Annotated in this window: 30 protein-coding genes; 12 read left to right on the forward strand and 18 right to left on the reverse strand. The window is 57.5% G+C overall.

Annotation, left to right across the window (positions count from 1 at the left end; translation table 11 throughout):
* Positions 1 to 15 precede the first annotated feature (15 nt).
* Genes KCG46_RS01365 through KCG46_RS01375 form a run of 3 tightly spaced genes read left to right on the forward strand, consistent with a single transcriptional unit; the run spans position 16 to position 1,717 of the window.
* Positions 16 to 753: a phage holin family protein gene (locus KCG46_RS01365; protein ID WP_218403567.1), complete on the forward strand. Its 738-nt coding sequence runs from the start codon at positions 16 to 18 to the stop codon at positions 751 to 753.
* Positions 750 to 1,403, forward strand: a complete 654-nt coding sequence (nth, locus tag KCG46_RS01370; RefSeq protein ID WP_218403568.1) for an endonuclease III — start codon at positions 750 to 752, stop codon at positions 1,401 to 1,403. Before KCG46_RS01365 ends, nth begins: the two co-directional genes overlap by 4 nt.
* Complete coding sequence (locus KCG46_RS01375) at positions 1,400 to 1,717, forward strand: ribonuclease E inhibitor RraB (protein WP_218403569.1); 318 nt, start codon at positions 1,400 to 1,402, stop codon at positions 1,715 to 1,717. Before nth ends, KCG46_RS01375 begins: the two co-directional genes overlap by 4 nt.
* Here KCG46_RS01375 and KCG46_RS01380 read toward each other — a convergent pair whose 3' ends face one another.
* Genes KCG46_RS01380 through KCG46_RS01395 form a run of 4 tightly spaced genes read right to left on the reverse strand, consistent with a single transcriptional unit; the run spans position 1,718 to position 5,657 of the window.
* Positions 1,718 to 2,953 (reverse strand): dicarboxylate/amino acid:cation symporter, encoded by a 1,236-nt coding sequence (locus KCG46_RS01380; RefSeq protein WP_218403570.1) that lies wholly within the window; start codon positions 2,951 to 2,953, stop codon positions 1,718 to 1,720.
* A 21-nt stretch (positions 2,954 to 2,974) separates the two neighbouring features.
* Positions 2,975 to 4,117 carry a succinyl-diaminopimelate desuccinylase gene (gene dapE / locus KCG46_RS01385; protein ID WP_218403571.1) on the reverse strand — a complete coding sequence of 381 codons (1,143 nt, stop codon included), beginning with the start codon at positions 4,115 to 4,117 and terminating at the stop codon, positions 2,975 to 2,977.
* Entirely contained in the window at positions 4,114 to 5,031 is a 918-nt protein-coding gene (locus tag KCG46_RS01390) for a S1/P1 nuclease (RefSeq protein ID WP_218403572.1), read from the reverse strand. Before KCG46_RS01390 ends, dapE begins: the two co-directional genes overlap by 4 nt.
* On the reverse strand, positions 4,992 to 5,657 hold the full coding sequence (locus tag KCG46_RS01395) for a glutathione S-transferase family protein (RefSeq protein WP_218403573.1): 666 nt from the start codon (positions 5,655 to 5,657) through the stop codon (positions 4,992 to 4,994). Before KCG46_RS01395 ends, KCG46_RS01390 begins: the two co-directional genes overlap by 40 nt.
* A 117-nt stretch (positions 5,658 to 5,774) precedes the next feature.
* On the opposite strand from KCG46_RS01395, the gene KCG46_RS01400 reads away from it, so the two are divergent.
* Entirely contained in the window at positions 5,775 to 6,197 is a 423-nt protein-coding gene (locus KCG46_RS01400) for a VOC family protein (RefSeq protein ID WP_218403574.1), read from the forward strand.
* Positions 6,198 to 6,397: 200 nt separating this feature from the next.
* Here KCG46_RS01400 and yihA read toward each other — a convergent pair whose 3' ends face one another.
* The 6 genes from yihA to KCG46_RS01430 all read right to left on the reverse strand — a co-directional run bounded on the left by yihA (position 6,398) and on the right by KCG46_RS01430 (position 10,948).
* Entirely contained in the window at positions 6,398 to 7,039 is a 642-nt protein-coding gene (yihA, locus tag KCG46_RS01405; protein WP_218405230.1) for a ribosome biogenesis GTP-binding protein YihA/YsxC, read from the reverse strand.
* 44 nt (positions 7,040 to 7,083) lie between these two features.
* The gene (gene yidC, locus KCG46_RS01410; RefSeq protein WP_218403575.1) at positions 7,084 to 8,865 is read right to left on the reverse strand and encodes a membrane protein insertase YidC; all 1,782 of its coding nucleotides are present in this window, start codon (positions 8,863 to 8,865) and stop codon (positions 7,084 to 7,086) included.
* A gap of 70 nt (positions 8,866 to 8,935) precedes the next feature.
* The gene (yidD, locus tag KCG46_RS01415) at positions 8,936 to 9,145 is read right to left on the reverse strand and encodes a membrane protein insertion efficiency factor YidD (protein ID WP_218403576.1); all 210 of its coding nucleotides are present in this window, start codon (positions 9,143 to 9,145) and stop codon (positions 8,936 to 8,938) included.
* Complete coding sequence (rnpA, locus tag KCG46_RS01420; protein ID WP_218403577.1) at positions 9,142 to 9,528, reverse strand: ribonuclease P protein component; 387 nt, start codon at positions 9,526 to 9,528, stop codon at positions 9,142 to 9,144. Before rnpA ends, yidD begins: the two co-directional genes overlap by 4 nt.
* Positions 9,529 to 9,680: 152 nt before the next feature.
* Positions 9,681 to 9,815: a 50S ribosomal protein L34 gene (rpmH, locus tag KCG46_RS01425; protein WP_142787977.1), complete on the reverse strand. Its 135-nt coding sequence runs from the start codon at positions 9,813 to 9,815 to the stop codon at positions 9,681 to 9,683.
* 143 nt (positions 9,816 to 9,958) lie between these two features.
* Positions 9,959 to 10,948, reverse strand: coding sequence for an alpha/beta hydrolase (locus KCG46_RS01430; RefSeq protein WP_218403578.1), 990 nt, complete (start codon positions 10,946 to 10,948; stop codon positions 9,959 to 9,961).
* A gap of 229 nt (positions 10,949 to 11,177) precedes the next feature.
* Between KCG46_RS01430 and KCG46_RS01435 the strand changes: the two genes are divergently transcribed.
* From KCG46_RS01435 to KCG46_RS01445, 3 genes are all read left to right on the forward strand, one after another.
* Entirely contained in the window at positions 11,178 to 12,674 is a 1,497-nt protein-coding gene (locus KCG46_RS01435; RefSeq protein ID WP_218403579.1) for a YifB family Mg chelatase-like AAA ATPase, read from the forward strand.
* Positions 12,675 to 12,702: 28 nt separating this feature from the next.
* Entirely contained in the window at positions 12,703 to 13,425 is a 723-nt protein-coding gene (locus KCG46_RS01440) for a cyclic nucleotide-binding domain-containing protein (RefSeq protein ID WP_218403580.1), read from the forward strand.
* A gap of 92 nt (positions 13,426 to 13,517) precedes the next feature.
* Complete coding sequence (locus KCG46_RS01445) at positions 13,518 to 14,342, forward strand: hypothetical protein (protein WP_255551712.1); 825 nt, start codon at positions 13,518 to 13,520, stop codon at positions 14,340 to 14,342.
* On the opposite strand, the gene recQ is transcribed toward KCG46_RS01445, so the two are convergent.
* Together recQ and KCG46_RS01455 are read right to left on the reverse strand one after the other, a co-directional pair.
* Positions 14,343 to 16,121, reverse strand: coding sequence for a DNA helicase RecQ (gene recQ, locus KCG46_RS01450; RefSeq protein ID WP_218403581.1), 1,779 nt, complete (start codon positions 16,119 to 16,121; stop codon positions 14,343 to 14,345).
* Positions 16,122 to 16,180: 59 nt separating this feature from the next.
* The gene (locus KCG46_RS01455; RefSeq protein WP_218403582.1) at positions 16,181 to 16,735 is read right to left on the reverse strand and encodes a winged helix-turn-helix transcriptional regulator; all 555 of its coding nucleotides are present in this window, start codon (positions 16,733 to 16,735) and stop codon (positions 16,181 to 16,183) included.
* A gap of 215 nt (positions 16,736 to 16,950) precedes the next feature.
* Here KCG46_RS01455 and KCG46_RS01460 point away from each other — a divergent pair, with 215 nt between their 5' ends.
* The gene (locus KCG46_RS01460; protein ID WP_218403583.1) at positions 16,951 to 17,295 is read left to right on the forward strand and encodes a CC_3452 family protein; all 345 of its coding nucleotides are present in this window, start codon (positions 16,951 to 16,953) and stop codon (positions 17,293 to 17,295) included.
* A gap of 133 nt (positions 17,296 to 17,428) precedes the next feature.
* Here the strand turns inward: KCG46_RS01460 and KCG46_RS01465 are convergent, their stop codons facing one another.
* The 3 genes from KCG46_RS01465 to galE form a co-directional block, all read right to left on the reverse strand.
* Positions 17,429 to 18,040: an HAD-IA family hydrolase gene (locus KCG46_RS01465; protein ID WP_218403584.1), complete on the reverse strand. Its 612-nt coding sequence runs from the start codon at positions 18,038 to 18,040 to the stop codon at positions 17,429 to 17,431.
* Between the two features lie 101 nt (positions 18,041 to 18,141).
* Positions 18,142 to 18,267, reverse strand: coding sequence for a type B 50S ribosomal protein L36 (ykgO, locus tag KCG46_RS01470; RefSeq protein ID WP_011415100.1), 126 nt, complete (start codon positions 18,265 to 18,267; stop codon positions 18,142 to 18,144).
* Positions 18,268 to 18,382: 115 nt separating this feature from the next.
* On the reverse strand, positions 18,383 to 19,405 hold the full coding sequence (gene galE / locus KCG46_RS01475) for a UDP-glucose 4-epimerase GalE (protein WP_218403585.1): 1,023 nt from the start codon (positions 19,403 to 19,405) through the stop codon (positions 18,383 to 18,385).
* 118 nt (positions 19,406 to 19,523) lie between these two features.
* Here galE and KCG46_RS01480 point away from each other — a divergent pair, with 118 nt between their 5' ends.
* The 4 genes from KCG46_RS01480 (at position 19,524) to KCG46_RS01495 (ending at position 23,482) form a co-directional block, all read left to right on the forward strand.
* Complete coding sequence (locus KCG46_RS01480) at positions 19,524 to 20,159, forward strand: DUF4136 domain-containing protein (protein ID WP_218403586.1); 636 nt, start codon at positions 19,524 to 19,526, stop codon at positions 20,157 to 20,159.
* Positions 20,156 to 21,301, forward strand: coding sequence for a M14 family metallopeptidase (locus tag KCG46_RS01485; protein ID WP_218403587.1), 1,146 nt, complete (start codon positions 20,156 to 20,158; stop codon positions 21,299 to 21,301). The genes KCG46_RS01480 and KCG46_RS01485 overlap by 4 nt, the downstream gene beginning before the upstream one ends.
* A 3-nt stretch (positions 21,302 to 21,304) precedes the next feature.
* Positions 21,305 to 22,666, forward strand: coding sequence for a M48 family metalloprotease (locus KCG46_RS12705; protein ID WP_218403588.1), 1,362 nt, complete (start codon positions 21,305 to 21,307; stop codon positions 22,664 to 22,666).
* 93 nt (positions 22,667 to 22,759) lie between these two features.
* Positions 22,760 to 23,482, forward strand: coding sequence for a DUF4197 domain-containing protein (locus tag KCG46_RS01495; RefSeq protein WP_218403589.1), 723 nt, complete (start codon positions 22,760 to 22,762; stop codon positions 23,480 to 23,482).
* 3 nt (positions 23,483 to 23,485) lie between these two features.
* Here the strand turns inward: KCG46_RS01495 and KCG46_RS01500 are convergent, their stop codons facing one another.
* Genes KCG46_RS01500 through KCG46_RS01510 form a run of 3 tightly spaced genes read right to left on the reverse strand, consistent with a single transcriptional unit; the run spans position 23,486 to position 25,145 of the window.
* Entirely contained in the window at positions 23,486 to 23,902 is a 417-nt protein-coding gene (locus tag KCG46_RS01500) for a cytidine deaminase (RefSeq protein WP_218403590.1), read from the reverse strand.
* On the reverse strand, positions 23,899 to 24,639 hold the full coding sequence (locus tag KCG46_RS01505; protein WP_255551713.1) for a glycoside hydrolase family 25 protein: 741 nt from the start codon (positions 24,637 to 24,639) through the stop codon (positions 23,899 to 23,901). The genes KCG46_RS01500 and KCG46_RS01505 overlap by 4 nt, the downstream gene beginning before the upstream one ends.
* Positions 24,639 to 25,145, reverse strand: coding sequence for a UPF0262 family protein (locus tag KCG46_RS01510; RefSeq protein WP_218403591.1), 507 nt, complete (start codon positions 25,143 to 25,145; stop codon positions 24,639 to 24,641). The genes KCG46_RS01505 and KCG46_RS01510 overlap by 1 nt, the downstream gene beginning before the upstream one ends.
* Positions 25,146 to 25,192: the final 47 nt, after the last annotated feature.

Genomic DNA, 25,192 nt, shown 5'->3' on the forward strand with positions numbered 1-25,192 from the left:
GAAAGGTACTCTACAATGAAACCTTCGGACTTCATGATCGGCCTTATCAGTTTTCTGGCAATCCTTTTGCCCGGTGCGATCGCGACGGCGCTGTTTCTTGGCGCGTTTCCCGGCGCGGCGATCTTCGCGAACAGCTTTGCCCAGCATGACGCTTTCAAATTGGTGCTGGCCTTCGCCGTATCCTACATTGCCGGGCATCTGATCTATCTCGTCGGATCATGGCTTGATCCGACATACGATTTTGTCCGCCGCATTCGCGATCCGTATTCTGGCGCGATCGCCACCGGCGATAATGCGCCCCACCCGCTTTGGGTGTTTCTATTCCGTAAGCGCAACTGGGGGCCAAAGTCGGACAAGCCAAAGAAAACGACCAGCGTATTTATCATCGCAGATCGGCTGAGAAGAAAGGTCATGAGCGGGCCCGAATCAAGCGCGACGCACACATTTCAATGGTGCCGCGCGATCCTGATCCAGAAAAACCCTGGGGCACACCGCGATATTGAAACGCATGAGGCGGACCAAAAACTGTTTCGCAGCCTAGTCGTGTTGTCATTGGCGGTGAGCGTCTACGCTGTTCTAAATCTGAACTGGCTGCTGACAGCCATCGCTCTCCTCACTGCAGCGGCGAGCTTTATGCGCTTTTACAACCGCCGATTGAAAACCGTGTCGCTGGCTTACACGCACATCATAACGATGTATCGCTGCGGCGACCTTACATTTCTCCCAATCGAGACGACCGCAAAGAAGTCATGACCAAAGATCAGATTTTCGAATTTTTCCGCCGTCTGGCGGAGGATAATCCCGAGCCTGAGACGGAGCTGGAATATGGCAACGCCTATCAACTGACCGTGGCCGTCGCGCTGTCCGCGCAGGCGACCGATGTTGGCGTGAACAAGGCGACGCGCGCGCTGTTTGCGAAGGTTGAGACACCGCAGCAAATGCTCGATCTGGGGCTGGATGGGCTGATCGATCACATCAAAACCATCGGCCTGTTCAATTCCAAAGCAAAGAATGTCATCGCGCTCTCGCAATTGCTGATCGAGGAATATGGCGGCGAAGTGCCGGACACTCGCGAAGACCTCGTGCGCCTACCAGGAGTGGGCCGAAAGACGGCCAATGTGGTGCTCAATTGCTGGTTCAAGCAGGAGACCTTTGCGGTCGACACGCACATCCTGCGGGTCGGCAACCGGACAGGTCTGGCCAAGGGCAAGACGCCCGAAGCGGTCGAGGCAAAGCTGGAAAAACGCGTACCGCAGCCGTTTCGCCTGCACGCGCATCACTGGCTGATCCTGCACGGGCGATATGTGTGCAAAGCGCGCACGCCGGAGTGCTGGCGCTGCGGTCAGGTGGATTTGTGCAGTTTTCGGAAGAAGGTAACTGAGGTGCCTAAGGGGCGAGCATGACCCTTCTGGACGAGAACCAAGCCGTTCTTACTCAGATCGCGGGAGAAGGAAGCGATCTAAGCAAATCTCGGGTTGTCGACTTTGAGCACGTCTTTCCCAATGAGGAGGCGGCGAGCCGTTTCGCGCCGCTCGCGACGGCAGCCGGCTGGTTGTCAGAGGTCTGGCAAACTGACGACGGCGAGTGGAATGTTACCGCTCGTGCCACTCTTGTTCCCACAGCCAAGGGCATTACGGAAATCGAAGCGCATCTTGATGAGCTTGCGAGGAAGGTCGGTGGGAAAGCTGACGGTTGGGGCTTCTTCAGAACCAATTAGTTAAACATCATCCGCCGAGATCATCTCAGCCCTATCCAACTCACCCGTCATGCTCGCCACGGTTGTAGCCACCGCCGCATCGCCGCTGACATTGGTGGTGGTGCGCATCATATCCATGATCCGGTCGACACCGGCGACAAAGGCAATCGTTTCCAGCGGTACGCCGACCGCGCCGAAGACCAGCGCCATCATGATCAGGCCCGCGCCCGGAATGCCTGCTGCGCCCACGGCTCCCAATGTGCCAAGGATCGAGATCAGGAAGTAATCGCCCCATGACAGGTCCACGCCGAAAATCTGCGCGCCAAACAATGTCGCAAGGCCCAGATACATCGCGGTGCCGTTCATATTGATCGTCGCACCAAGGCTGATCACGAAACTCGCCACAGAGTTCGACACGCCAAGGTTGCGCCGCGCACAGCGCAGGGTGACCGGCAAAGTCGCATTGGAGCTGGCCGTGGAATAGCTGACCGCAATCGCATCAATGATCCCGCGGAAGAAATCCACCACTGGCAGTTTCGCGAGGAATTTGATCATCCCGCCATAGATCAGCGCAATGATCAGCAGACAGCCGAGATAATTCAGCGCCACCAGCTTGCCCAATGCGGCCAACGCATCAAAGCCCAGCGTGCCCGCGACCCATGCCATCAATGCAAAGACACCAAACGGGGTCAGCTCCATCACGACCATCGTGACTTTCTGCATCACGACGCTGCCGCTTTCGAAGATTTTGAGCACCGGCTCGCCCTCTTCTTTCGCCATCAGGATACCGATCCCGATCAGCAGCGAGAAGATGATGAGCGGCAGGACATTGACGTCTGCCATCACTTGCACCGGGCTCTGCGGGATCATTCCCATAACCATATCGCGCCATGTCGTGTCATTGGGCGGCGGCGTGTCGCCGACATTCAACGCGCTCGTGTCCACGCCAAGGCCGGGCGCAAGCACCGTACCGAGCAGCAGACCCAGCCACACCGCGATTTGACCGCTGACGACGAACAGCAGCATCGCGCGCCCACCGACAGCGCCAAGTTTGCGAATATCACCAATCGCAGCAACACCCGCGACAAGGCTGAAGAAGATCAGCGGCACGACCAGCATTTTGATAAATGCGACAAACACATCGCCGACAATCTTGATGCTCTCAGCCTCGGGGCCCCAAAACCGTCCGACGATAATGCCGAGGATAAGCGCGCCGATAACGCGTTGCCACAATGGAATTTTGAACCAGGTCTTCATCGTAGCGATCCCCAAAGGAAATTATGGTTTGAGAGCAAGCGCCCCCAGCGCCGCTTTGGTATAGATTCGGGCCAGCGTATCAAGGTCGGGCATGGCCACGGCTTCATCCCGCTTATGCATGGTCGCGTTGCACAGGCCAAATTCGATCACCGGGCAAACACTGCGCAGGAACCGCGCATCGGATGTGCCGCCGGTGGTCGATGGCTCGGGCGCCATGCCGGTCTCGTCCTCGATCGCCTTGGCCAGCATGTCGGAGAATGCGCCCGGCGCGGTCAGAAATGGTTCGCCGCTAATTACGGGCCGCGCAGTGCCGCCGTGCTTTTCGGCGATTGCGGTGACTTGCTCGGACAGGCTCGCGCCCGAATGCGTGTCGTTGAAACGGATCGATATGCGCGCGGTTGCTTTAGCAGGGATCACATTGTGCGCTTTGTTGGCGACGTTAAACTCGGTGATCTCAAGGTTGCTGGGCTGGAACCAGTCTGTCCCCTCATCCAGAACCAGCGCGTCCAGTTCGGCGAGAATGGCAACCATTTTCGGCATCGGGTTATCGGCAAGATGCGGATAGGCGACGTGGCCCTGTGTGCCGTCCACTTCCAACCAGATATTGACCGATCCGCGCCGCCCGATCTTCATCATATCGCCAAGCTGGTGAACGCTCGTTGGCTCACCCACAAGGCACAGATCAGGCTGAATGCCCTCTGCCGCCATGTAATCGATCAGAGCGCGGGTGCCGTGCAATGCAGGCCCTTCTTCATCGCCGGTGATGATAAAGCTGATCGTTCCGGCATCCTGCGGCACGTGTTCGACTGCGGCGATCATGCTGGCGATGGAGCCCTTCATATCAACCGCGCCGCGCCCATACAGCAATTCGCCGCGCTCTTCGGGTTTGAACGGGTCGCTTTCCCATCCGTCACCCGGTGGAACCACATCGAGGTGGCCTGCAAAGGCAAAATGGGTCGAGCCTTCGGGGCCGCGCCGGATAGCGAACAGGTTCTCGACCTCTTCTTCGTCGCTGCCGGCCTCTCCATCACCGCGCTTAAAACGGTGCACGTCGAAACCCAGCGGCCTCAGCATGGCTTCCATCACATCGAACACTTCGCCCGTGGCGGGGGTGATGCTGCGCGCGGCAATCAAGCCCTTGGCATAGTCGAGAGCCTTGCTCATCGGCGTTCCTCTTGCGGGAGCGGTCCCGGCGCAAAGGCGCTTTCGAGCAAGTCAGCTATACGCACGCCTGCTTGCTGAACACGGCGCTTTGCAATCGGTACGCCTTGTACGATGTCCTCTTGGCTCAGCGCGGTCTTCTTCGGCAGTTCGCCGCCGCACACATCTTCGGTGTCAAAGGCGGTGGGGTAGACGAATTCGCGGGCAATCTTCCAGCTTTCGCGGCCCCAATCGGCCGCGACGCCGCCGCCCAGATCGCTGCGCTCTGACGGTGAGTAGCGCCGCACAACCGGATCGGCAGGGTCGCTGATCGCGCGCTCGGCCAGCGGCCCGTCCCAGATCCAGTGCAGGTTTAGGCTGGGCACGATACCGTAATCGGTTTCGCGGTCATTGCCGCCGCGATCACCCTTGTCACCCGAATGCAGCGGCATATGCACGTCGCCTGCAAAGTGAACCATGAAAGCGAGCGCTTCGAGCCTGACATGATCGGGCAGGCTTTCATCGGCAAGGATGCGGTGGTTGCGTTCCACCTGAGCCGTCACACAATTCCCGCCCGAACAATTGGCGCGCGGATTATAGGCCTCGCAAATCGGCGTCGTGCGGTAATGCCACGCAGCGGTGTAGCCCCAGCGCCAGCGCGCGCGGCGCACACAATCGGGCCAGACGCTGGCGTCCTGTATCGTCGCCAGATCGCATTCGGGCGTGCCCAGCAGCGCCTCCGATTTCATCAGCGCATCAATCTTGACGCGGGTTGCGGGCGAGACATTGACCTCCGCAATATCGGCGGTGGTGCGGTGCGCATAGAATCCCCACGCCTGTGCAGGCGCAGGCAGTGCAAGGATCAGGGCAAAGACCGGCGCGAGGAGCGCCGCCCAGATTACACCGTGCCGACGCTCTCGTATTGTTCGATGACCCATTGTTCTTCCTCTGCCGCGGCAATCCATTCCTGCGTCCAGGCATGTTCCCACATGGCTTCCATATAAGACTGCGCGAACCCGGGCACGCCAATGCCATAAGTTATGAAGCGCGAAACGATCGGAGCGAAGAATATATCCGCCGCCCCGTATGTGCCGAACAGAAACGGCCCCGCGCTGCCGTGGCGCGAGCGGGCCTCTGCCCACAATTGCAGGATGCGCACGATGTCTGCCTTCGTCGCATCGGAGACATGTTGCAGCTGGACACGGCGGCGCACATTCATCGGCATGTCGGTGCGCAGCGAGCCAAAGGAAGAGTGCATTTCTGCCACCATCGCGCGCGCCATGCCCCGCGCCCCATCTTCTTTCGGCCAGAACCGGTCGCGGCCCACTTTATCCGCGCAATATTCCATAATCGCTAGGCTATCCCAGATGACGTTTTCATCATCCCACAGGATCGGCACTTTGCCGCTGGATGGCTGCATGTCGCCTTCCTGCTTGGCCTTATCCCATTGCTCGCCCAGCATCGGCACGATGATTTCTTCAAAGTGAAGACCCGATTGCTTCACCGCGAGCCAGCCGCGCAGCGACCAGCTTGAATAGTTCTTGTTACCGATAATCAGCTTCATATTTCTGCCTGTTCCACCAACAGTGTCGCGATGTTGCGACCTGCCTAGATATTCAGTGTTTCGCTGTCGAGCCTGAACGGGTTACTAGGGAAAGGAAACCGCAATAAGGCCCGTAAGATGACGCTATCCCCCTTCCACCTCGCGTTTCCCGTCCACGATCTGGACGCGGCCCGAACCTTTTACGGCGACTTGCTCAGCTGCAAAGAGGGCCGGTCCTCGGATGAATGGATCGATTTCGATTTTCGAGGGCACCAGATCGTCACGCACCTCGCCCCGGGCGCAGCGGGCGATGCGGCCAGCAACCATGTTGACGGCCACGGCGTACCCATCCCGCATTTTGGCCTGGTGTTGCCGATGGAGGAATGGGAGGCGCTTGCAGAGAAACTCAAAGCGGCAGGCACAGAATTCGTGATCGAACCGACGATCCGCTTTCGCGACCGGCCCGGCGAACAAGCGACAATGTTCCTGCGCGACCCAGCCGGCAACGCGCTGGAGTTCAAAGCCTTTGCCGATATGGGGCAGCTGTTTGCAGCCGATTGAACGTTTTCCTACTCGGCGCGCGAACGATAAGGGGAAGACACGCTCTTTCTCATCGTCGGTGCAGATTTTTGGTCAAAAGTAGGCGAGTTGTCACCTGTGTCCTACAGGTACAAAATCTCGTAATATCAGATGGTAACACCGAAAGACCACGGGTGACATGTAGGACAATCTGTCATGTGTGTCCTACAGATCCAGATTGATCAATCCAGCGCGTTGATGCCCAAAGCATCCTGCACAACCGCTACGCGCAAAGCGTCAATGCCCATGCCTTTTTCGCTGCTGGTAAGGTGCAGTTCGGGATAGGCAGCGGGGTGTTTGCGAGCCTCGTCTGCGACTTCGCCCGCCACACGTTCAAGATAGCTGGCTTTGATCTTGTCCGTTTTGGTCAGCACGATGCGGTAGCCCACGGCGGCCTCATCTAGCATTTTCATCATGTCGAGATCGACCTGTTTCAAGCCATGGCGGCTATCGACGAGCACCAGATTGCGAGCGAGAACCTGCCGACCGCGCAAATATGACCGGACGAGTTTCTTCCATTTATCAACCACCGACACAGGCGCTTTCGCAAAGCCGTATCCCGGCATATCGACCAATCGGATTTGCGTTGGCTCGCCAATCTCGAAGTAATTCAGCTCCTGCGTGCGGCCCGGTGTCACCGATGCGCGGGCAATGGACTTTCGGCCAGTCAGCGCATTCAGAAGCGAGGATTTTCCGACATTGCTGCGTCCGCAAAATGCGATTTCGGGCACGGTCGGTTCCGGCAGGAATTTGAGCTGCGGGGCAGAGAGCAGAAAATCGACGCGGCCAGAAAACAGGCGCGCAGCCTTCTTCTCGCGTCGCATGATCGCGCGTTCCTCAATCTCCGCTTCTGTTAGGTCGGGCGCGCTCACGCTTTACCTTTCGCCTTGTCTTCATCTGCCTTTTTCTTGGCCATCTCTGCCTTTTCCTTCTCCGCCTGCGCCTTGAGCGCAGGGTGCTTGGAATAGAGATATTTCTGCTGAGCAAGCGTCAGGATGTTCGACGTTACCCAGTAGATCAAAAGGCCTGCTGCGAAAGGAGCCATGACGAACATCAGGATCCACGGCATCAGATTGAAAATCTGCTGCTGCATTGGGTCCATAGCCGACGGGTTCAGCTTAAACGTGAGCCACATGGTCACACCAAGCAGCACAGCCAGCACACCAATGCCAAGGAAACCGGGAACTTCGAACGGCAGATAGCCGAACAGGTTCAGGATTGTCGCAGGATCAGGGCCGGAGAGATCGCGGATATAAAGGAACGGCTCATGCCGCATCTCAATCGCCAGCATCAGGACTTTATACAGCGCAAAGAAGATCGGAATCTGGATCAGGATTGGCAAACAGCCCGCAAGCGGATTGACCTTTTCTTCCTTGTACAGCTTCATTATCTCTTGCTGCTGTTGTTGTTTGTCGTCCTTGTAGCGTTCCTGAATCGCTTTCATTTTCGGCTGAACAGCTTTCATGCCGGCCATGCTGGCGAATTGCTTTTGCGCGATCGGGAACATCAGCCCGCGAACGATGACCGTCAGCAAGATGATCGCGACGCCGAAATTGCCGACAAGGCCGTTGAGCGTGCGAAGCAACCAAAGGAATGGCTTTTCGATAAACTCAAACCAACCCCATGAGATCGCCTTACCAAAATAGGTGATGCCGCTGTCTTCGTATTTATCGAGGACAATGGAGTTCTTCGCTCCAGCGAACAGGCGCGTGGATTGCGTCAAGCTTCCGCCAGCTGGAATGGTTTGCGCCTGATAGAAAACGCCGCTTCGGAAAAGACCGTTGTCGAGAGCGCGGAAACCGACTTCTTTTGTTGCACCCTCACCCGGGATCAGGGCAGAAAGCCAATAGCGGTCGGTAAAGCCGAGCCAGTCGGTGTTGCCCGCTGGAACATCGCGGCCAATTTCCGTCAGCTCTTCATAATTGTTGCCGTCTTGCAGAGCGCCGTCGAACACACCGATAGGGCCGGAATGGACGATAAATTCATCCGGTGACGCATTCTTGTCAGTCCGGTCGATCAGGGTGAACGGCTGTATGATAGCCGCCGCTTCCGATGCATTTGCCACCGATTGCGTCGCGGAGATCATGTAGTCCTCGTCAATCGACAGCGCGATTGAATAGGTCAGCCCGTCATCACCCGAGCGCGTTAGAGTGACAGGCGTGTCAGGCGTCAACTTATCGCCGCTTGCCTGCCAGACTGCATTGCTTGGCATATATTCGCCGCCGGTTATAAAACCGAACTGCGCGAAGTATTGATCTTCAGTGCGAGCGGGAGCGAAAAGACGGACAGGGCCGCTGTCTTTCTCAACCGACTGGCGGTAATCTTTCAGGACGATATCATCGATCTGCGCGCCAACGAGATTGATCGAACCGGCCAGTTTCGGCGTGTCGATCACAACACGATTCGGATCGGCAAGTGCCTCCGACATATCAACCGGTCCGGCAGGAGCCGCGGCGCCTTCAGGCAGATCGGCTGCAACGGTTGTCGTACCAGGCGCGCCGCCTGCGCTTGCCTGAGCAGCGGGCTCAACTTGTTCTGCCGGAGACGAAAGCGCCGCCTCCGGATAGAAAGTCCGCATCGCAAAATCCCAGCCGATAATCAGCAGGCCGGAAAGAGCGACAGCGAGCAATAGATTACGCTGGTTGTCCAAAGTGAAATCCCGTCAATTCGTCTAATGGTGTATTAGATATGTACTACACTGAATATTGCATTATAAATTTTCAGGGGACCGGATCATGTCCATGACCGCCCCATGGATGGCAGCGCCCTAGCCGCTTTAACGCCAGCCATCCACCCTTGAGAGCACCATATTTGGTGAGCGCCTGAATCGCGTACTGACTGCATGATGGTGCAAAGCGGCAGGTCGGCGGCAAAATGCGTGATGGGCCAAGCTGCCACAGGCGCGCGATGAAGATAAGAACGTGCTTCATTTAGGCCCGCCCCCTTTGCTCCCGCGCCGGGGGCGGCGTCCACGAGCAGGGTCGGATTTCCCCTCACGAGCGCGGTCCAAAGCCTTGTCGAGCTCCGATGACATAGTATGAAAGTCGCGCTCCACCCCGCCCGCACGCCCGATCAAAACATGGTCGTGATCTGGCAGGCCATGCTCCGCCAGTTTCGCCCGCAGCAATTCGCGAAAGCGCCGTTTCATCCGGTTGCGCACCACTGCGTTGCCAATTTTCTTGGTGACCGTGATGCCGAAACGCAGGCCCTCCCCACCATTTGGGCGCGTGAGCAAAACAAACCCAGCCCTCGCATTGCGAAGACCTTTATTGGCCTGGAGAAAGTCAGACCGTTTGGTGAGGGTTCGAAGCATGAGCATCGCTGTTTAGCGGATCTTGAAAGAATCCAGAAATACAAACGGGCCCCCGAAAGGGAGCCCGCATAGGCCAAGTGGCCGCCTGCAGCGACGCGACCTGTAGGTCGCGTGCGCGAAGAAATCGCGCGCCGGATGGCGCGCGGCTTAGCTTAAGCCGAGAGGCTCTTACGGCCGCGTTTGCGACGTGCACGGATTACCTTGCGGCCACCCGGAGTTGCCTTGCGTGCGAAGAAACCGTGCCGACGGGCACGCACTAAGTTGCTGGGCTGAAAAGTCCGCTTCATATCGTCCTCGATAAATTAATCCGGCGAGCTACCCGTGCGAATGTCGTCCGCAGAATGCTCACCAATAAAAAAGCGGCCACCCACAAAGGCAGCCGGGTCAGGCGCGCGCTATTATGATGCCCCTGCGTATGAGTCAAGCAATCTCACGATGCAAAGAGCTCTGAATGTGCAGGCTTTGCGAAGGCAAAACGCGTTACGTCAGCATAGTCGATCACTGGGGCGATATCGAACGCAATCGCAAGTGTGACTGGTTCGACAATAATCTTGGGTGTGGCCAGCGGTGATGCCGTGACCATAAGCATCGCCGGTTCACGGATGATTGCAGGGGCGCGTTCCGGCGCGATCCAATTTTCCATTTCATTGGCACGAAGCCATAGAGCGCTCGAATGCGGCACAGAATTTGTCATCGCATAGAAGTCCTGGGCGCGCTCTTCGCTCATGCCCATCTCCTTATAATAGTCGAGGTACAGGCGGTTTGCCGGAGCGTCAGGCGCGAAATCTGCAGGCTCGCGGCCATAATTGTCGAGCCACGAATGCACCGCAAACTGTGCGCCCGATGCCATGGTGCGATTCTCCCCCGCAAGGAACAGTTCCACACCGCCGGAGCGAGCCGATCCTCCATCGGGGACATGGGTGGTAAGGCCCGCAGCGCGGATGCGGCGACCAACTTCGAGATTGGCGATGTCATGGCTTGTGCCGCCAGCATCGACCAGTTCGAGAACTTCAAGCTGCGGGAAATCGCGCATCATCGCATCGAAATGCTGCGGGGACTGCGGGCCAGTCGTTCCGACCACTACGGCGCGCTTTCCATCAACAACGCGAAACGGCCCGTAATGGGCAATTGCCAGCGATTCGGGCTGCGAACGCAGCGGCACAGCGTAACGTGTCGCGGCAGCTTTAGTCGTCTGGGATACCACTTCGCCGTTGACGATATGCGTGGTGACGGTTGTAACCGCCTCTGCGGCCCTTTCACCGCGATCCGCCACACGGACCCAGCTTTCGCTGGCAGAATCCCATTCCTCAACCCAACTGACGGTCGAAACCGAGCGCGCACTGGCATAGTCCTGAGCTTGCGCGGCGGCAGGCATCATCAGGAATTGCAGTAGGGCGAACAAGGCAGCGAGTTTTTTCATGCTGCATGGATTACAGGTCCAGCGCTTGAAAATTTGCCAAGGTTTATACTTGCGATTTTCTTTAGTAGTTGGACCTAGACGCTCGACAACTCGCTATTAACCTTGCACAATCGCGTTCCGAGCATGGTAAAAATGCGTCTGTTTCCAATAACTAGGGGCAATTAGGGATTGCCCCGTAGTTTGCGATAAATTTCGGCGGGGTGGCCGCCGGCTTCCGGGGGGATTGTAAATGGTCGCATTGGTGCGCACAGTTGCCTATCTCGGCCTCGAAGCGCGGCGCGTGGAAGTGCAATGCCAAGTCGCCTCTGGCCTGCCGCGATTTTCGATTGTCGGCCTTCCAGACAAAGCCGTCAGCGAAAGCCGCGAGCGGGTTCAGGCCGCTTTGTCCGCGATGGGTCTCGCGCTGCCGCCAAAGCGTATCACGATCAATATGTCGCCCGCCGACTTGCCAAAGGACGGATCGCATTTTGACCTTCCGATTGCATTGGCCTTGCTCGCTGCGATGGGCGTGACCGATGCAGAGCAGCTGGGCGATTGGATTGCGGTCGGAGAATTGTCTCTCGACGGCAGGATTGTTGCCAGTCCCGGTGTACTGATCGCCGCTTTGCACGCAAGCGAAGCCGAAGCAGGATTGATTTGTCCCGCCGAACAAGGGGCAGAGGCGAAATGGGCCAGCGGTGTGCCGGTGCTTGCCCCGCGTGATCTATCTGCGCTGCTTGCCCATCTGAAAGGCAGTCAAGTTCTGGGAGAGCCCGCGCGCGGTGATGTCGCCGAAGCACCGCCCGTGACCGACCTGAAACAGGTGAAGGGGCAGGAAACGGCCAAACGCGCGCTCGAAATCGCGGCGGCGGGCGGGCACAATCTTCTAATGGTTGGACCGCCGGGATCAGGCAAGAGCCTGCTAGCATCGTGTATGTCGGGCATCCTGCCTGAGCTCTCTCCTTCCGAAGCGCTTGAAGTCTCCATGGTCCAATCTGTCGCTGGAATGCTGGAGGCTGGACGGATCAGCCGCGCCCGGCCATTTCGTGCGCCGCACCATTCGGCCAGTATGGCTGCGCTGACCGGCGGAGGGCTGAAAGTTCGCCCTGGTGAGGTTAGCCTTGCTCACCTTGGCGTGCTGTTTCTGGATGAACTGCCTGAATTTCAACGCTCGGTGCTGGACTCTCTCAGGCAACCTCTGGAAACCGGCAAAGTCGATGTTGCGCGCGCCAATGCGCATGTCAGCTTTCCGGCCCGTGTACAGTTGATCGCAGCGATGAACCCATGCCGATGTGGTCACGCTGGGGAGCCTGGCCACACCTGTGCACGCGGGCCGCGCTGTGCGACCGAGTATCAGGCGCGGCTTTCCGGCCCCTTGCTCGACCGGATCGATCTGCATGTCGAAGTGGCCGCGGTTAGCGCAATGGACCTCGGCCTGCCGCCCTCCGCCGAAGGGAGCGAAGACGTGGCAAGACGGGTGGCAGGCGCACGGTCAATGTGCGAAGCGCGAGGAGTTAGGTCCAACGCGGAACTGGAGGGCGAGACGCTCGAACGCTTTGCCGCGCCTGACGATGCGGGACGCACACTCTTAATGCAGGCAGCTGAGAAACTGCGTCTTTCCGCACGCGGCTATACTCGCATGCTGCGCGTGGCCCGCACGATTGCCGATCTGGCCGGTTCAGACAATGTCGGGCGTGAACATATTGCAGAGGCGCTTTCTTACAGGCAAACGGTCGGAGTGCGGTAAGGCACCGCAATAGAAAGAAGTTTGCTCGATGCCGTTTGATCCATCATGGCTTATCCATATCGGCGCTGCGCTCCTGCTGCTCGCCTATGCGATCCGTGACGAGCTGAAGCTGCGGCTGCTCATCATCGTTTCGACATTTATCTACATCGCCTATTACTATTTGGCCGCCAATCCGCCGCTGTGGGATGCGATCATCACAAGCTCGCTGATGGTTGTAATCAACGTAATCGTCCTGACCCAAATCCTTCTGGAACGGACAACTTTTCGGATGACAGAAGATGAAAAGGCGCTTTTTGACGCGTTTGAAACACTCACCCCCGGCCAGTTCCGCCGAATTGCGAAACTGGCGGCTTGGCGAACATCGGGCGATACAGAAGGCGTCATTCTAACGCGCGAACAGGAACCTTCGGATTCGCTGTTCTATATCTTTGAAGGCAATATCTCGGTTGAGAAAGGCGGTCGCCGGTTTCGCCTGCCCGATGGCAATTTCGTAGGTGAGGTGGCTTTCGTTTTGAAACGCAAGACAACCGCCACCACCATCGCGCCAAAAGGCGTTCGTTTTGTCGAGTGGGACAGCACAGCATTGCGCAACCTCAGCGACAAGCACCCCAACCTTGGCAATGCCTTGAATGCGCTGCTCACCCGCGATCTCGCGCGAAAGATCGGTGCCAGCTATCGCCCACCAGACGATGCTATCCCGGCTGATAGCCAAGCCGAACGTTTATTGGAAAGCGCACAAGCAGCCGAATAAACTCGGCGTGATCGCCTCGCATTCATTGCAGTGCAAGCATCGGGCGGCTTACACAGCGCTACCCACGTCTATCCAAGGCCGCACCAAATTCCATGGCAGATACAGTCACGCCCACGCCTGCCATGGCACACGAACAGCGTGGCTGGTCAGCGCGTGTTTTTGACGAGAAGCTGGGCACGCGCGCGGTCAGCCTTATAATTGCAATCGCTTTAGAGGCGCTGATAATTCTTTTGCTGTTTCTGATTGGCTGGAACTGGCGTGAAGAAACCGACATTGCGGAAACTATCACGACATTAGAAGCTTCCGATTTTTCAGAGGATTCGCCCGAGCCCGAGGCACAGGCCCCGTCGCCCCCGGAAACTTCAACCCAGCCGGTCGCACCCAGCCCGATTGAGCCTGTGCCCTTGCCGCAACCGCTTCCCGACACACCGTTGCCAGTTCCCAATCCGCTGACCAACGAAACTGTATCGGTTCCACCTATTTCACCAGCGCCGACGCCATCGGCTGCGCCGCCTCAGAACCCTGCACCTGCGGGGCCGCCCGCGCGTACCTATGGCCCGCCCAATACAGGTGCGAGTTCCGGACGGAATGATAGCAAGCGTGTCGGAACCGCTCCCAATGGAGAGCCGCTTTATGCGGCGCGCTGGTACCGCGAGCCAACGCGTCAGGAGCTCGCCGGATACCTTTCTACGGCTTCGAACCCGAGCACAGCCTTGATTGCGTGCCGCACAGTGGCGAATTTCTATGTCGATAGCTGCGAGTTGATCGGGGAGAGCCCGCAAGGCTCCCAAATCGGGCGCGCGGTGCTCTCCGCAGCGTGGCAATTCCGGGTTCGGCCTGCGCGGGTCGGAGGGCGCTCTCAAGTCGGATCATGGGTGCGGATCAGGATCGACTACACCCGCGAAGTGCGCCGGTAATCAGTCTTCGAATTCGCGCACGACGGCGCAGAAGTCTTCGCCATATGTATCAAGCTTGCGCGCTCCGACCCCCTGAATACTGCCAAGGGCATCCAGCGTCATCGGCCGCTCATGCGCCATGGCGCGCAGCACGCTGTCGTGAAAGATAATGTAGGCAGGGATGCCGCGTTCGCTCGCGAGCTCTTTGCGCTTGTTACGAAGCGCTTCGAACAGGGGATTACCGACAGGATTGGCTTCGTTCGATTTGCGACCACGGCGCGCTTTCTTGGGCGGTTCGGCGATCAGAACCGCTCGTTCGTCTCGCAATACTTCCCGCGCGGTTGCGCCCAGTGCCAAGCCGCCATGATCAGTGGTCACCAGCATTTCATGCGCCATCAGATTGCGCATTACTGGGCGCAACATTGGCGCCTCTTCCTCACCCAAAATTCCGAACACAGACAGCTGATCATGCGCGCGCTGGGTCACGCGATCATCGTCGCGGCCAAGCAGCACTTTCTCGATATGACCAAGGCCATAGCTCTGGCCGGTGCGGTATACTGCTGACAGCAACTTGCGCGCGATCTCGGTCACGTCGATCACTTGCGGCGGGTTTTCGCAATTGTCACATGAACCGCATTCCCGATCAGGGCTTTCGCCAAAATGCCGGAGCAGAATTGCGCGGCGACAGCTCGGTGCCTCGACCAATGCCGCAAGCGAATTCAGCCTTGCACCTTCACTTACCAAGCGGTCTTGATCGACTTCGTCCAGTCGCTGACGTGCCTTGGCGAAATCGTTCGCGCTCCAAAACATATGCGCTTCTGCCGGATCACCATCGCGTCCTGCGCGGCCTGTTTCCTGATAATAGGCCTCAATTGATTTCGGCAGGCCCGCATGAACGACAAAACGCACATCGGGTTTATCGATGCCCATACCGAACGCGATGGTGGCAACCATGACCATGTCATCCGAGCGGACAAATTCTGCTTGCACAGCGGCGCGTTGTTCCGGGGGTAGGCCCGCATGATAATAGCCTGCTGATCGTCCAGTCGCGGCAATTGTCTCGGCAAGCTTTTCTGTCGCCGCGCGGCTCGTGGCGTAAACAATGCCCGCGCCCGGTGTTCGAGTGATGAAATCTGTAATCTGCTTACCAGCATTCTGCCGTGCACTGATGGCGTAGCGGATGTTTGGCCGATCGAATCCTGCGACGATCAAGCCGTCATCGGGAATGCCGAGTTGAAGCAGGATATCACGGCGGGTGGTTTCGTCCGCCGTCGCAGTCAAAGCGAGGCGCGGAACATGCTCGAACCGGTCCAGCATCGGGCGAAGCTGGCGGTAATCCGGGCGGAAATCATGCCCCCATTCGGACACGCAGTGCGCCTCATCAATCGCGAACAATGAAATGTCCGCCGCGGTCAGCAGTGACTGAAAACCGCCCGTGTTGGCACGCTCTGGCGCGACATAGAGCAGGTCGAGCTCACCGTTGCGCAGGGCTTCGGCTGTCGCGGCATTGTCACTATCCGCCGATGTCATCGAGGCGGCACGGATACCGACGGCAGTGGCCGCGCGGATTTGATCATGCATCAACGCGATGAGAGGCGAGACGACAATCGCCGTGCCTGATCGTGCGAGCGCGGGGATTTGATAACAAAGCGATTTACCTGCGCCGGTGGGCATCAGGGCGCAGGTGTTCTCTCCCGCCATGACGCGATCGATCACCTCTTCCTGACGGCCACGAAATCCGGAATATCCGAAGGTCGTGCGCAGGATGGAATGCAGATCGGCGCGGTCGGCGACCGTCATGATTGGGGTGACCCTTGGTGAATTGCGGTAAGCGGGCAACCTACCCGCAGGCGGAAAGCCTATCCAGCCGCCCGTTTCTTAGCTGCGTCGATATCAACAATATCGCCGGTGCCAAGCGCTTCGCCTGCTCTAGCCACAGTTCCATCAGCTCGTTTGCCAAGATCGTCGCGTTTCACCAGCCATAAATCCTCATGGCCCAGAATGCGTCCGTCATGCGCCAGCATGGATACCGGGCCGACCGGCAACCGGTCGCGCACGTCCACGAGCACGGGATCTTCGTTTACAAAATCGCTGCCATACTTCTGACCCCATTGGCGCAATGCAACCATGGCAGGCAAAAGGTCAAAACCCTTTTCAGTCAGGCGATATTCGATCTTGCGGCGATCATCTGCGCAGGGTTCACGCTTCAGAATTCCATGCTCGACCAATTTGGCAAGACGGTTGGAGAGAATATTGCGCGCAATACCAAGCTCGCTGAGGAATTCCTCAAAATGCTTAAGTCCGTTGAAGCTCGCGCGCAGGATCATGAATGACCAACGTTCGCCCATCACTTCAAGCGCTTGCGGCAGCCCGCAATCGATCAACTCGCGCAGTGGTTCTCTTAATTCGCCCATATCAGTCCCTTCCGTGAAACCTTTCTAGCGCGTTTTGTCCCAAGCGCAAATTTGGCGGTCAGGCGGTCGAAACCAACACCGAAAAATAATTTCAGTTTTAAGTTGCAACTTGAAATCTAATCACATAGGTAGTGATTCGCAACTGGTTTCGATCTGAAACTTAATGCCTCCAGATGCAAATGATTTTTGTAACCGCTCAAATAAGGATACCGACGATGACATTCTCTCTTCCCCGCACCAGTCGCCTCTCAATTTTCGTTGTAGCCCTCGCCTATACCGGCCTAACCTTTGGCGCTGCCACTGCGTCGGCTCCCCTCGCCGCCGCAAAGACCGGCCCATATTACTCGGCGACGTTCTCCGCTCCGGTTGATGACAACCGTGCAGTCGCCGGCGGTGTCGCCTGGGCATGCAAAGACACCAAATGTGTCGCCAACAAAGGGACCTCGCGCCCGGTGAACGTCTGCCGCGGCATTGCCCGCGAATTCGGCGAAGTCACCAGCTTCACTGCACGTGGCAAAGAACTGGACGAGAAGAAGCTGGCGAAATGCAACGGCAACTAAGCCGCTAACGGATACTGATACGCGGTCTATCCCCCGCGTCCCCGCCGTCCCGATACTCTCCACCAAGGGGCGGACCCTAAAAACCCCTCGAAGCCGCGTTCCCCAGCAAGGTTTCGAGGGGATTTTTGTGGCCTTAAAGTAAGCCTGACGCCTTCAATTGCGCTTCAAGCGAATCCGCATCGGTAAACAAATGCGCATCCCAGCCGCGCGCTTTTGCAGCAGCGATGTTGTCGGGATTGTCATCGGTGAAGAACAGCTGCGCACCTTCTCGGCCGCTACGCTCTTCAAGAATCTCGTATATACGCATTTCCGGTTTTGCGACCCGCTCAGTTCCAGACACGATGATGTCTTCAAAAACATCAAACACCGGCTGTGTTGGCCGGAAACCACCCCAAAACTCGTGCCCAAAGTTTGTCAGGCAGAACAGCGGAACACCCCGCGTATGAAGCCTCTCAACCAATTCATGCGAACCCTCAACTGGCCCGGGAATGCTCTCGTTGAATCGTTCGGCATAGGCTTGGATATGCTTCGCGTATTTCGGGAACTCAGCGATCCGCGCCGGCACCATGTCCGCCAATGGCACGCCGCGATCGTGAAGGAAGTGCCACTCTTCGGTCACCACATTGGCTAAAAACCAATCGAGCTCATCGGCATCGTCGATCAGTTTGGCGAACAGGTTGCGCAGATCCCACTGGAACAGCACCCGCCCTACATCGAAAACAACTGCTCTTGCGATGTCGCTCATAAATCACTCCGCTAGAAACGGCTGCGGCCCGCTCTCCACAATGGAGGCGGGCCGCAGCGTTTGCTCGATCACCTTGCAAGGTGACCGGCCAATCACATCAGTTAACCCTGGCGGGCTTTGAAACGACGGTTGGTCTTGTTGATGACATATGTGCGACCGCGACGGCGGATGACACGGCAGTCACGATGACGGTTTTTCAGCGACTTAAGGCTGTTGCGGACTTTCATTTCGGGTTCCTGCAAATAAATAGGGCATCGAAGATTGTCTCCGATGCCGGAATATCAAGGGGCGCGCCTAAGGGTATAGTCGCGATTCGTCAACGGCTTTGGCAATAAACCCGCCTTAGCCACCTCGGATTTCGGTCAGCTTGCGTTCCCAAGCGAGCGCATGGGCGATAATCTCGTCCAGATCAGCGTGTTTCGGTTCCCACGGCAGTGTCGCACGAATCCGCGAAGGGTCTGACACCAACGACGCGGAATCGCCTGCGCGGCGATCCTCGAAACGGCGATCAATTGTCATGTTGGTCACGCGGTCCACAGCATCGAGCACTTCGAGCACGGAGAAACCGCGACCGTAACCGCAATTCATTGTCAGGGACCGATCCGGTTGCTCGACTAAAGCCTCCAGCGCCAAAACGTGCGCAGCCGCCAGATCGCTGACATGGATATAATCGCGCACACCGGTGCCGTCCGGCGTGTCAAAATCGGTTCCGAACACGCCCACAAATTCGCGTTTGCCAAGTGCGGCCTCAACCGCGACCTTGATCAGGTGTGTCGCGCCAGCAGTCGATTGACCAGTGCGTGCACGCGGATCTGCTCCGGCCACATTAAAGTAACGCAGCGCGCAGTAATTTATGGCATGTGCCGCCGCCGTGTCTCCCAGCATCTGCTCGGTCATCAATTTGGACCAGCCATACGGGTTGATCGGAACCCGCGGTGTTTCCTCTGTCACCGGCGAAACATCCGGCGCGCCATAAGTCGCGGCTGTCGAGGAGAAAATGAAGTGCGGAACGCCTGATTTCACTGCAGCTTCGATCAAAGCGCGGCTTTTTACCGTATTGTTGTAATAATATTTGAGCGGATCAGACACGCTTTCGGGCACAACGATTGAGCCTGCAAAGTGCATGATCGCACCGATGCCCTGTTCAGCCACAATCCGGGCGACCAGACCCCCGTCCTCAATATCGCCTTCGTATAAAGGCACGTCGTCAGGAACCGCAAAACGGAACCCGGTTGTAAGATTGTCGATAACAGCGACCGGCCAGCCTGCATCTTTCAATGCGAGAACGGCGTGGCTACCGATGTATCCGGCGCCGCCAGTAACCAGGACGCAAGGTTTACCTGCTTGATGTGTTGCTTCAGACATGGCGCCGTCTTTAACAGAGAATGGCTGTAAGAAAATGAAGACATTGGGTCTCGTATGCAGGTTTTGGCCTCATTCGCACGTTAAGCAGCAATTCGAGCATTAGAGAGAGGATACCGTCATGACACGCACATACCACTCCATGAAATTGGCCTTAGTGCCGATTGCTGCACTGTCGCTTAGTGCATGCGTGACCCCTTACACTGGTCCGGTTGAGGTCACACGATTTGTCGCAGAGGATACCAGCGCGCTTGGTACCGGATCGATATCTGTCGCCATCAGAACAGGCGAAGATGATGGCGCTGAACGCCTCGATACCACATACCGCGATGCAATTATGAGAGAGCTTGAACGGTTGGGATACTCCGCAAGCGCTGCCGGTGAGCCTGATCAACAAGCCCTCGCCAACATTACGACAACCCCGATTGAAACAGTTCAAGGTCGGTCCGGCACCAGCGTGGGAGTCGGCGGAAGTACCGGCTCGTTCGGCGGCGGCGTGGGTCTTGGCATCGGTTTCTCGCTTGGCGGGAAAAACAAGAACCGCGAAGTGACCCAGATGGAAGTCCGCATAACATCGCAGAATACTGGCGAAACGCTGTGGGAAGGACGCGCAGAAATCGTCACCAGCACAGATTCGGCGTACAATCCGCCAGCCGAAAATGCCCGCGCGCTGGCCGCGGCACTGTTCAGGGATTTCCCCGGTGGCAATGGCGAGACAGTGCAGCTAACGGTCGATGAGCTTGAAAGGACACCATGACTTCTACCGGCAATTCAATTGGCATCGATTCCGCATTTGATAGCGGCAATATCAAAACCCTCTCGATCAACGGCAATTGCGCCCGGCTTGCGATCCCGAAGGATCATATGGCCGAGTTTGCGCAGTGGTTTCATTTCCGCGTGACCGGCGCGGCTGGTGAAGAGGTCGAGCTAAAAATTACCGGCCTTAGCGGGAGTGCATTTCCCGGCGGCTGGCCGAATTACGATGCCTGCGTTTCTGAAGACCGCGAGTTTTGGGCGCGCACGGCCAGTTCGTATGATCAAAACGAAGAAGGCGGCACGCTAACGATCCGCTACACATTGGCATCCAACACCGCATGGTTCGCTTACTTTGCGCCGTATTCGATGGAGCGCCATCACGATCTCTTGGCAGAGGCGGCCTCATGCGAAGGTGTTGAACTGAGCCGCCTGACGCAAACGCTGGATGGTCAGCCGCTCGATATGCTCGAAATGGGCGAAGGCGAGAAACAAGTTTGGCTCTATGCCCGCCAGCATCCCGGTGAAACCCAGGCCGAATGGTGGATGGAAGGCGCGCTCGAATGCCTGACTGATCCAACCGATCCAGTCGCGCGCGGTCTGCGCAAACGCTGCCGATTGCATATTGTACCAAACTGCAACCCCGATGGATCACGCCGGGGTCATTTGCGCACCAACGGTGTGGGCACAAACTTGAACCGCGAATGGTCCGAACCCAGTGCCGACAAATCGCCTGAAGTTCTCGCCATCCGCGCCAAGATGGACGAAACCGGCGTCGACTATGCGATGGATGTGCACGGTGATGAAGCGATCCCTGCTGTATTCCTTGCCGGATATGAAGGCATTCCAAGCTGGACCGATGCGCATGGCGAACAATTCTATCGCTACCAGCGCATCCTTGATCGCCGTACGCCCGATTTCCAGACTAAACTTGGCTATCCCAAGGCACCGGCGGGCAAAGCCAATCTCGGCATCAGCACCAATTTGGTCGCAGAACGGTATGGCGCCTGCGCAATGACGCTGGAAATGCCGTATAAGGATCTCGCGGATTTCCCTGAGCCTGAACAAGGTTGGTCACCCGAACGCTGCAAGCTGCTGGCCCGCGAATGCCTCGCGGCTCTGCTGGAATGGCTGGAGACCGAATAGCCGGTGGCCACGCGGGTCGCACCGCTATTCGATACAAAGTCTGCGGCGCAGGTCTATTTTGACCGGCACGCCGCCGAATGCGCTGAGCTGAATTGCAGTGCCTCCGATGTCGGCGCCGAAATTGCGATCAACCAGATTTTTACGCCTCTGGTCGTCTTGCTCGTTGCGCTAGCCTTGCACCGGTTGGGTTTCTGGCAAGCGAGCTATGGCAGGTTAAGCCGCTGGCTGCGCCGGTCGGTCCTCGCATCCGCTGCGTTCGGCGCGATGGTCATGGCGCTGTTTGTGGCCATGCTTTTGCCATTCAAATACTACATTGAAGTTTGGCTCGGAAAGACAAGCGGAAGTATAATCACCATTGTCAGCGACGATCCTCGCTTTGCGCCGCCCACTTTCTTGCAGCGGAACTTTTCGTTCTTTTGGGATCAGTTTGAACTGGCTTTGATGCTTGGATTAGTCGGAGCAATCATCGCTCCGCTCGCATTTTGGCTCTTTCGAACACGTCCCCGGACGCTGTTTGCTATTGCGGGGGCATTGTATCTGTCGTGGGTGTTGGTGCCGACAATCGATCCATGGGCGGAGACCTTTCCTCTGGCTGAAGGGAAATTGCGGGATGATGTCGAGCAAATTGCCGACCGCGCAGATATTGACATGGGCCGCATCCGGACAGGCAATAAAAATCGCCTTGGATTAGGCCAAAATGAAGCCCGCGCAGAATGGCATGATGGCGGGACCAAAGCGATCATGAACGAGGCGATGCTGAACATCATGCAGATTAACCCCAAGGCTTATTCTCCGCCATTCAAACCTTTCACGGCCAAAGAATTCCGCGCAGTTGTGGGGCATGAACTGGCGCATCTAAAACAGTACCATTGGCAATGGTTGATCGGATTCAGAGCCATTCTTGCATCGTTCTTAACTGCGCTCGCAGCTTGGATTGCCTTGCGCCTCAGCAGCCGGCCATTTCTGACAGGCCCGCAAGGGCAGCGACATGCTCCAACCGTCTTGGCTCTGTTTGCGGCAACGGGTTTCGCTTTCCATTTTGTGGCGCTCCCGCTCTTCAACAATGCGATCCGGTGGCAGGAAAACAGCGCGGATCAGGTAGCGCTTGATCTGGCGCGTGACCCCGATGGCGCGGCCGAGCTTGCCTATCGACTTGCTCGCGGTGGCCCCTTGGAACATCGCAGGTGGTATAACACGCTCTATCGCTCTCACCCCGACGCAAGAACGCGGATCGAACGGGCGATGAGGTGGAAAGCCAACAATGAACCGGCAAAATATACCGCAACGGGATGGTCAGGGCCGGTCCGCAACCGGTGGATGGATGATCTTGACCCGATTGATGGCTGGTCAGAGCACAGCGAATAGGCTCCGCCGCACACGATTTTACACCCGGTTCAGCAAACGCAGCGACCGGTTCATGTTACAGAGCCTCCAGCAAGAGAGAACGGGAGCTTATTCATGACGCAGCAAATCCAGTGGAACCGTCGCGGTATTTTGGCCGGCGCAGGCGCGCTTGGGATCGCGGGTTTTTTGCCCACCCAGGCTGCGGCGCAGGGTCTCAATCTTGGTCTGGGCAAAGGGCTTGGTCTCGGCTCACTCCTTGGCAAGGCCACCGACGGTGCGCTTGATAAGCTTGCGCAGCCCGGTGCGTTCTACGGCGATGAAGACATCCGTATCGGCCTGCCGATTGTCGGCAATCTGGGCGGGCGCAGCGGCGGATTGTTTGGCCGGTTGATGAATGCAGGCAATCGCTTAGGTGTCCTTGGCGATGTGACCCGCACTATCAACGACGCCGCCGGACTTGCCGCGGGCGAGGCCAAGCCAATTTTCCGTGACGCGATAAATGGCCTGTCATTCGAAGATGCGCCTAGCATCATAAAAGAGGACGATGGCGGCACGCAGTATCTGCGCAGTTCGTCGAATGAGAGGCTTCATTCGCGCTTTGAGCCGCTGGTCGATACCGCGCTTGAGAAGCTGGGCGTCTATAAGAGTTTTGACGGGCTTGCTGAAAAGCACAGCTTTATACGTCAGGCCGGATGGAACCGGCAGAGCATCAATCGCTCTGTGACGGACCAAGGCCTAGACGGCATCTTTTCCTATGTAGGACAGGAAGAGCGGGAATTTCGCAAGAACCCTGTCGGGAATATTGGCGGCGCGCTGGGCGACCTGCTCGGCAAATAGGCGTCAGCCCAAATGCTCTGGACCGAAAGCATGCGGAAGCAGCGCGGAAAGCGCCACTTCGCGGACCTCTTCGGCACCAACGCAGAGCACGCGCGGGTCTGTTCCGCCAAGCTGGGCAATCTCATTGAGCACCTGACGGCATCGGCCACACGGCGTGATGGGCGCACCATCGCCCTTATCCAAAGGGCCAACAACGGCGACTTCGACAAGGCCGCCGCGGCGCCCCTCGCCAAGCGCTTTGGCCACGGCGACAGTCTCAGCGCACAGAGCCAATCCATAGCTCGCATTCTCGATATTGGTGCCGGTTATAACAGCGCCATCGTCGAATTTGAGAGCCGCACCAACAGCGTAGTCGGAATAGGGTGACCAAGAATGTTTGGCGGCATCCCGGGCCGCTTGGATCAGGTTTTCATCGCTCATTTTTGTACCACTACCCATTCGATTGGCTCATCCGAGGCTTCGGAAACAAGTTGGCTATTGGCGCTCCATAGCAGCCATGGCCGTCCGGTATAATCCGGGCGCGCACGGTCACGTGACAGCCAAAGATCACGCTCCATGCTTCTCGCAGTGCCATAACGATTTTCAAAATCCTCGCCCAGCTTCAGAATGACAGGCTTGCCTGAATGCATTTCAATCTGGTTGATAAGGGTCAGCAGTTCACTCTCAACCGCCGCATCGCTGACAGGTTCAACGCAATTTTCACCGCTCGCCTCCAATTCAATGGCGGGCGGCAACAGATCTTCGCTGCGCGGTACCATGCGGGTAAAACGCTTTGATTGAAGACCGGCGCGAAGACACGGATCAAAGCGCAGAACAACGCCCATATTGATGCCCGACTGTTTCGCCTGCGCAAACCGGCTGCCGAAATCATCATCAAGAGCGCGCGAGGCCGGCTGCAGCTCCAGATAGGCGAACTGCCCGCCGATCGCTTTCAATGTGTCGAAATTCATCCCATTGATCTCGCTCGGGATGACGGCCCCCTGCTCGGGATAGAGCGCCTCATCGGGACGCCATTCGCGCATGTCCCACCAGAACCACGCCGTGAAGATGATCCCGACAAGAGCGAGCAAGGATATCAGCCGGAATGTCCAGCGCCCCATACTGCCTTTCTTGCGCCGCGAACGGCCGGAGGTTTTGGCACGCGCCATCTCTGCCATCAGCCCTTTATATGAAGCACGCAAATAAGCGTGAAAAGCCGCCGCGCGGTGGCAAAATCAGTCTCGACCTTGCCTTCGAGCCGCTCTTGCAAAAGCTCGGCTGCGTGGTTGTGCACTCCGCGGCGCGCCATATCGATAGTCTCGATTTCCGATGGCGTTGCCTTGCGGATCGCCTGATAATAGCTGTCGCAGATGGCGAAATATTCGCGAATCGGCCTGCGAAACCGGGCAAGCCCGATCATCAGAGTTTCGAGCTCTTGATCGCTTTCATCGCTGATTCGCATCATCAGCCGCCCATCCCGCACACCAAGGTTCAAACGATACGGACCCTTCGCGCCGCGTTCCAGGCTGCGAACCGGCTTAAAGGTGTTTTCCTCAATCAGATCGTAAATCGCTACGCGCCGTTCTTGTTCGACATCGGCGTTGCGCCATAGAATCGTCTCTTCATCGAGAGCGATATGGGCAATGCGAAACGTGGTCGCGGAATCGGGCGGCAAATCGGCCATGCGCAATGCCTTCGCAGATCGCGGGGGCCATGTTCAAGCACTTCGCG

The organism is Erythrobacter crassostreae (genome assembly GCF_019204045.1).
In the GTDB taxonomy this organism is placed as follows: domain Bacteria; phylum Pseudomonadota; class Alphaproteobacteria; order Sphingomonadales; family Sphingomonadaceae; genus Erythrobacter; species Erythrobacter crassostreae.

Bases quoted from the DNA above. Each gene is read 5' to 3' on its own strand.
- KCG46_RS01365 (WP_218403567.1), top strand. From the start codon at position 16: ATGAAACCTTCGGACTTCATGATCGGCCTTATCAGTTTTCTGGCAATC.
- nth (WP_218403568.1), top strand. From the start codon at position 750: ATGACCAAAGATCAGATTTTCGAATTTTTCCGCCGTCTGGCGGAGGAT.
- KCG46_RS01375 (WP_218403569.1), top strand. From the start codon at position 1,400: ATGACCCTTCTGGACGAGAACCAAGCCGTTCTTACTCAGATCGCGGGA.
- KCG46_RS01380 (WP_218403570.1), bottom strand. From the start codon at position 2,953: ATGAAGACCTGGTTCAAAATTCCATTGTGGCAACGCGTTATCGGCGCG.
- dapE (WP_218403571.1), bottom strand. From the start codon at position 4,117: ATGAGCAAGGCTCTCGACTATGCCAAGGGCTTGATTGCCGCGCGCAGC.
- KCG46_RS01390 (WP_218403572.1), bottom strand. From the start codon at position 5,031: ATGGGTCATCGAACAATACGAGAGCGTCGGCACGGTGTAATCTGGGCG.
- KCG46_RS01395 (WP_218403573.1), bottom strand. From the start codon at position 5,657: ATGAAGCTGATTATCGGTAACAAGAACTATTCAAGCTGGTCGCTGCGC.
- KCG46_RS01400 (WP_218403574.1), top strand. From the start codon at position 5,775: ATGACGCTATCCCCCTTCCACCTCGCGTTTCCCGTCCACGATCTGGAC.
- yihA (WP_218405230.1), bottom strand. From the start codon at position 7,039: ATGCGACGCGAGAAGAAGGCTGCGCGCCTGTTTTCTGGCCGCGTCGAT.
- yidD (WP_218403576.1), bottom strand. From the start codon at position 9,145: ATGAAGCACGTTCTTATCTTCATCGCGCGCCTGTGGCAGCTTGGCCCA.
- rnpA (WP_218403577.1), bottom strand. From the start codon at position 9,528: ATGCTTCGAACCCTCACCAAACGGTCTGACTTTCTCCAGGCCAATAAA.
- rpmH (WP_142787977.1), bottom strand. From the start codon at position 9,815: ATGAAGCGGACTTTTCAGCCCAGCAACTTAGTGCGTGCCCGTCGGCAC.
- KCG46_RS01430 (WP_218403578.1), bottom strand. From the start codon at position 10,948: ATGAAAAAACTCGCTGCCTTGTTCGCCCTACTGCAATTCCTGATGATG.
- KCG46_RS01435 (WP_218403579.1), top strand. From the start codon at position 11,178: ATGGTCGCATTGGTGCGCACAGTTGCCTATCTCGGCCTCGAAGCGCGG.
- KCG46_RS01440 (WP_218403580.1), top strand. From the start codon at position 12,703: ATGCCGTTTGATCCATCATGGCTTATCCATATCGGCGCTGCGCTCCTG.
- KCG46_RS01445 (WP_255551712.1), top strand. From the start codon at position 13,518: ATGGCAGATACAGTCACGCCCACGCCTGCCATGGCACACGAACAGCGT.
- recQ (WP_218403581.1), bottom strand. From the start codon at position 16,121: ATGACGGTCGCCGACCGCGCCGATCTGCATTCCATCCTGCGCACGACC.
- KCG46_RS01455 (WP_218403582.1), bottom strand. From the start codon at position 16,735: ATGGGCGAATTAAGAGAACCACTGCGCGAGTTGATCGATTGCGGGCTG.
- KCG46_RS01460 (WP_218403583.1), top strand. From the start codon at position 16,951: ATGACATTCTCTCTTCCCCGCACCAGTCGCCTCTCAATTTTCGTTGTA.
- KCG46_RS01465 (WP_218403584.1), bottom strand. From the start codon at position 18,040: ATGAGCGACATCGCAAGAGCAGTTGTTTTCGATGTAGGGCGGGTGCTG.
- ykgO (WP_011415100.1), bottom strand. From the start codon at position 18,267: ATGAAAGTCCGCAACAGCCTTAAGTCGCTGAAAAACCGTCATCGTGAC.
- galE (WP_218403585.1), bottom strand. From the start codon at position 19,405: ATGTCTGAAGCAACACATCAAGCAGGTAAACCTTGCGTCCTGGTTACT.
- KCG46_RS01480 (WP_218403586.1), top strand. From the start codon at position 19,524: ATGACACGCACATACCACTCCATGAAATTGGCCTTAGTGCCGATTGCT.
- KCG46_RS01485 (WP_218403587.1), top strand. From the start codon at position 20,156: ATGACTTCTACCGGCAATTCAATTGGCATCGATTCCGCATTTGATAGC.
- KCG46_RS01495 (WP_218403589.1), top strand. From the start codon at position 22,760: ATGACGCAGCAAATCCAGTGGAACCGTCGCGGTATTTTGGCCGGCGCA.
- KCG46_RS01500 (WP_218403590.1), bottom strand. From the start codon at position 23,902: ATGAGCGATGAAAACCTGATCCAAGCGGCCCGGGATGCCGCCAAACAT.
- KCG46_RS01505 (WP_255551713.1), bottom strand. From the start codon at position 24,639: ATGGCAGAGATGGCGCGTGCCAAAACCTCCGGCCGTTCGCGGCGCAAG.
- KCG46_RS01510 (WP_218403591.1), bottom strand. From the start codon at position 25,145: ATGGCCGATTTGCCGCCCGATTCCGCGACCACGTTTCGCATTGCCCAT.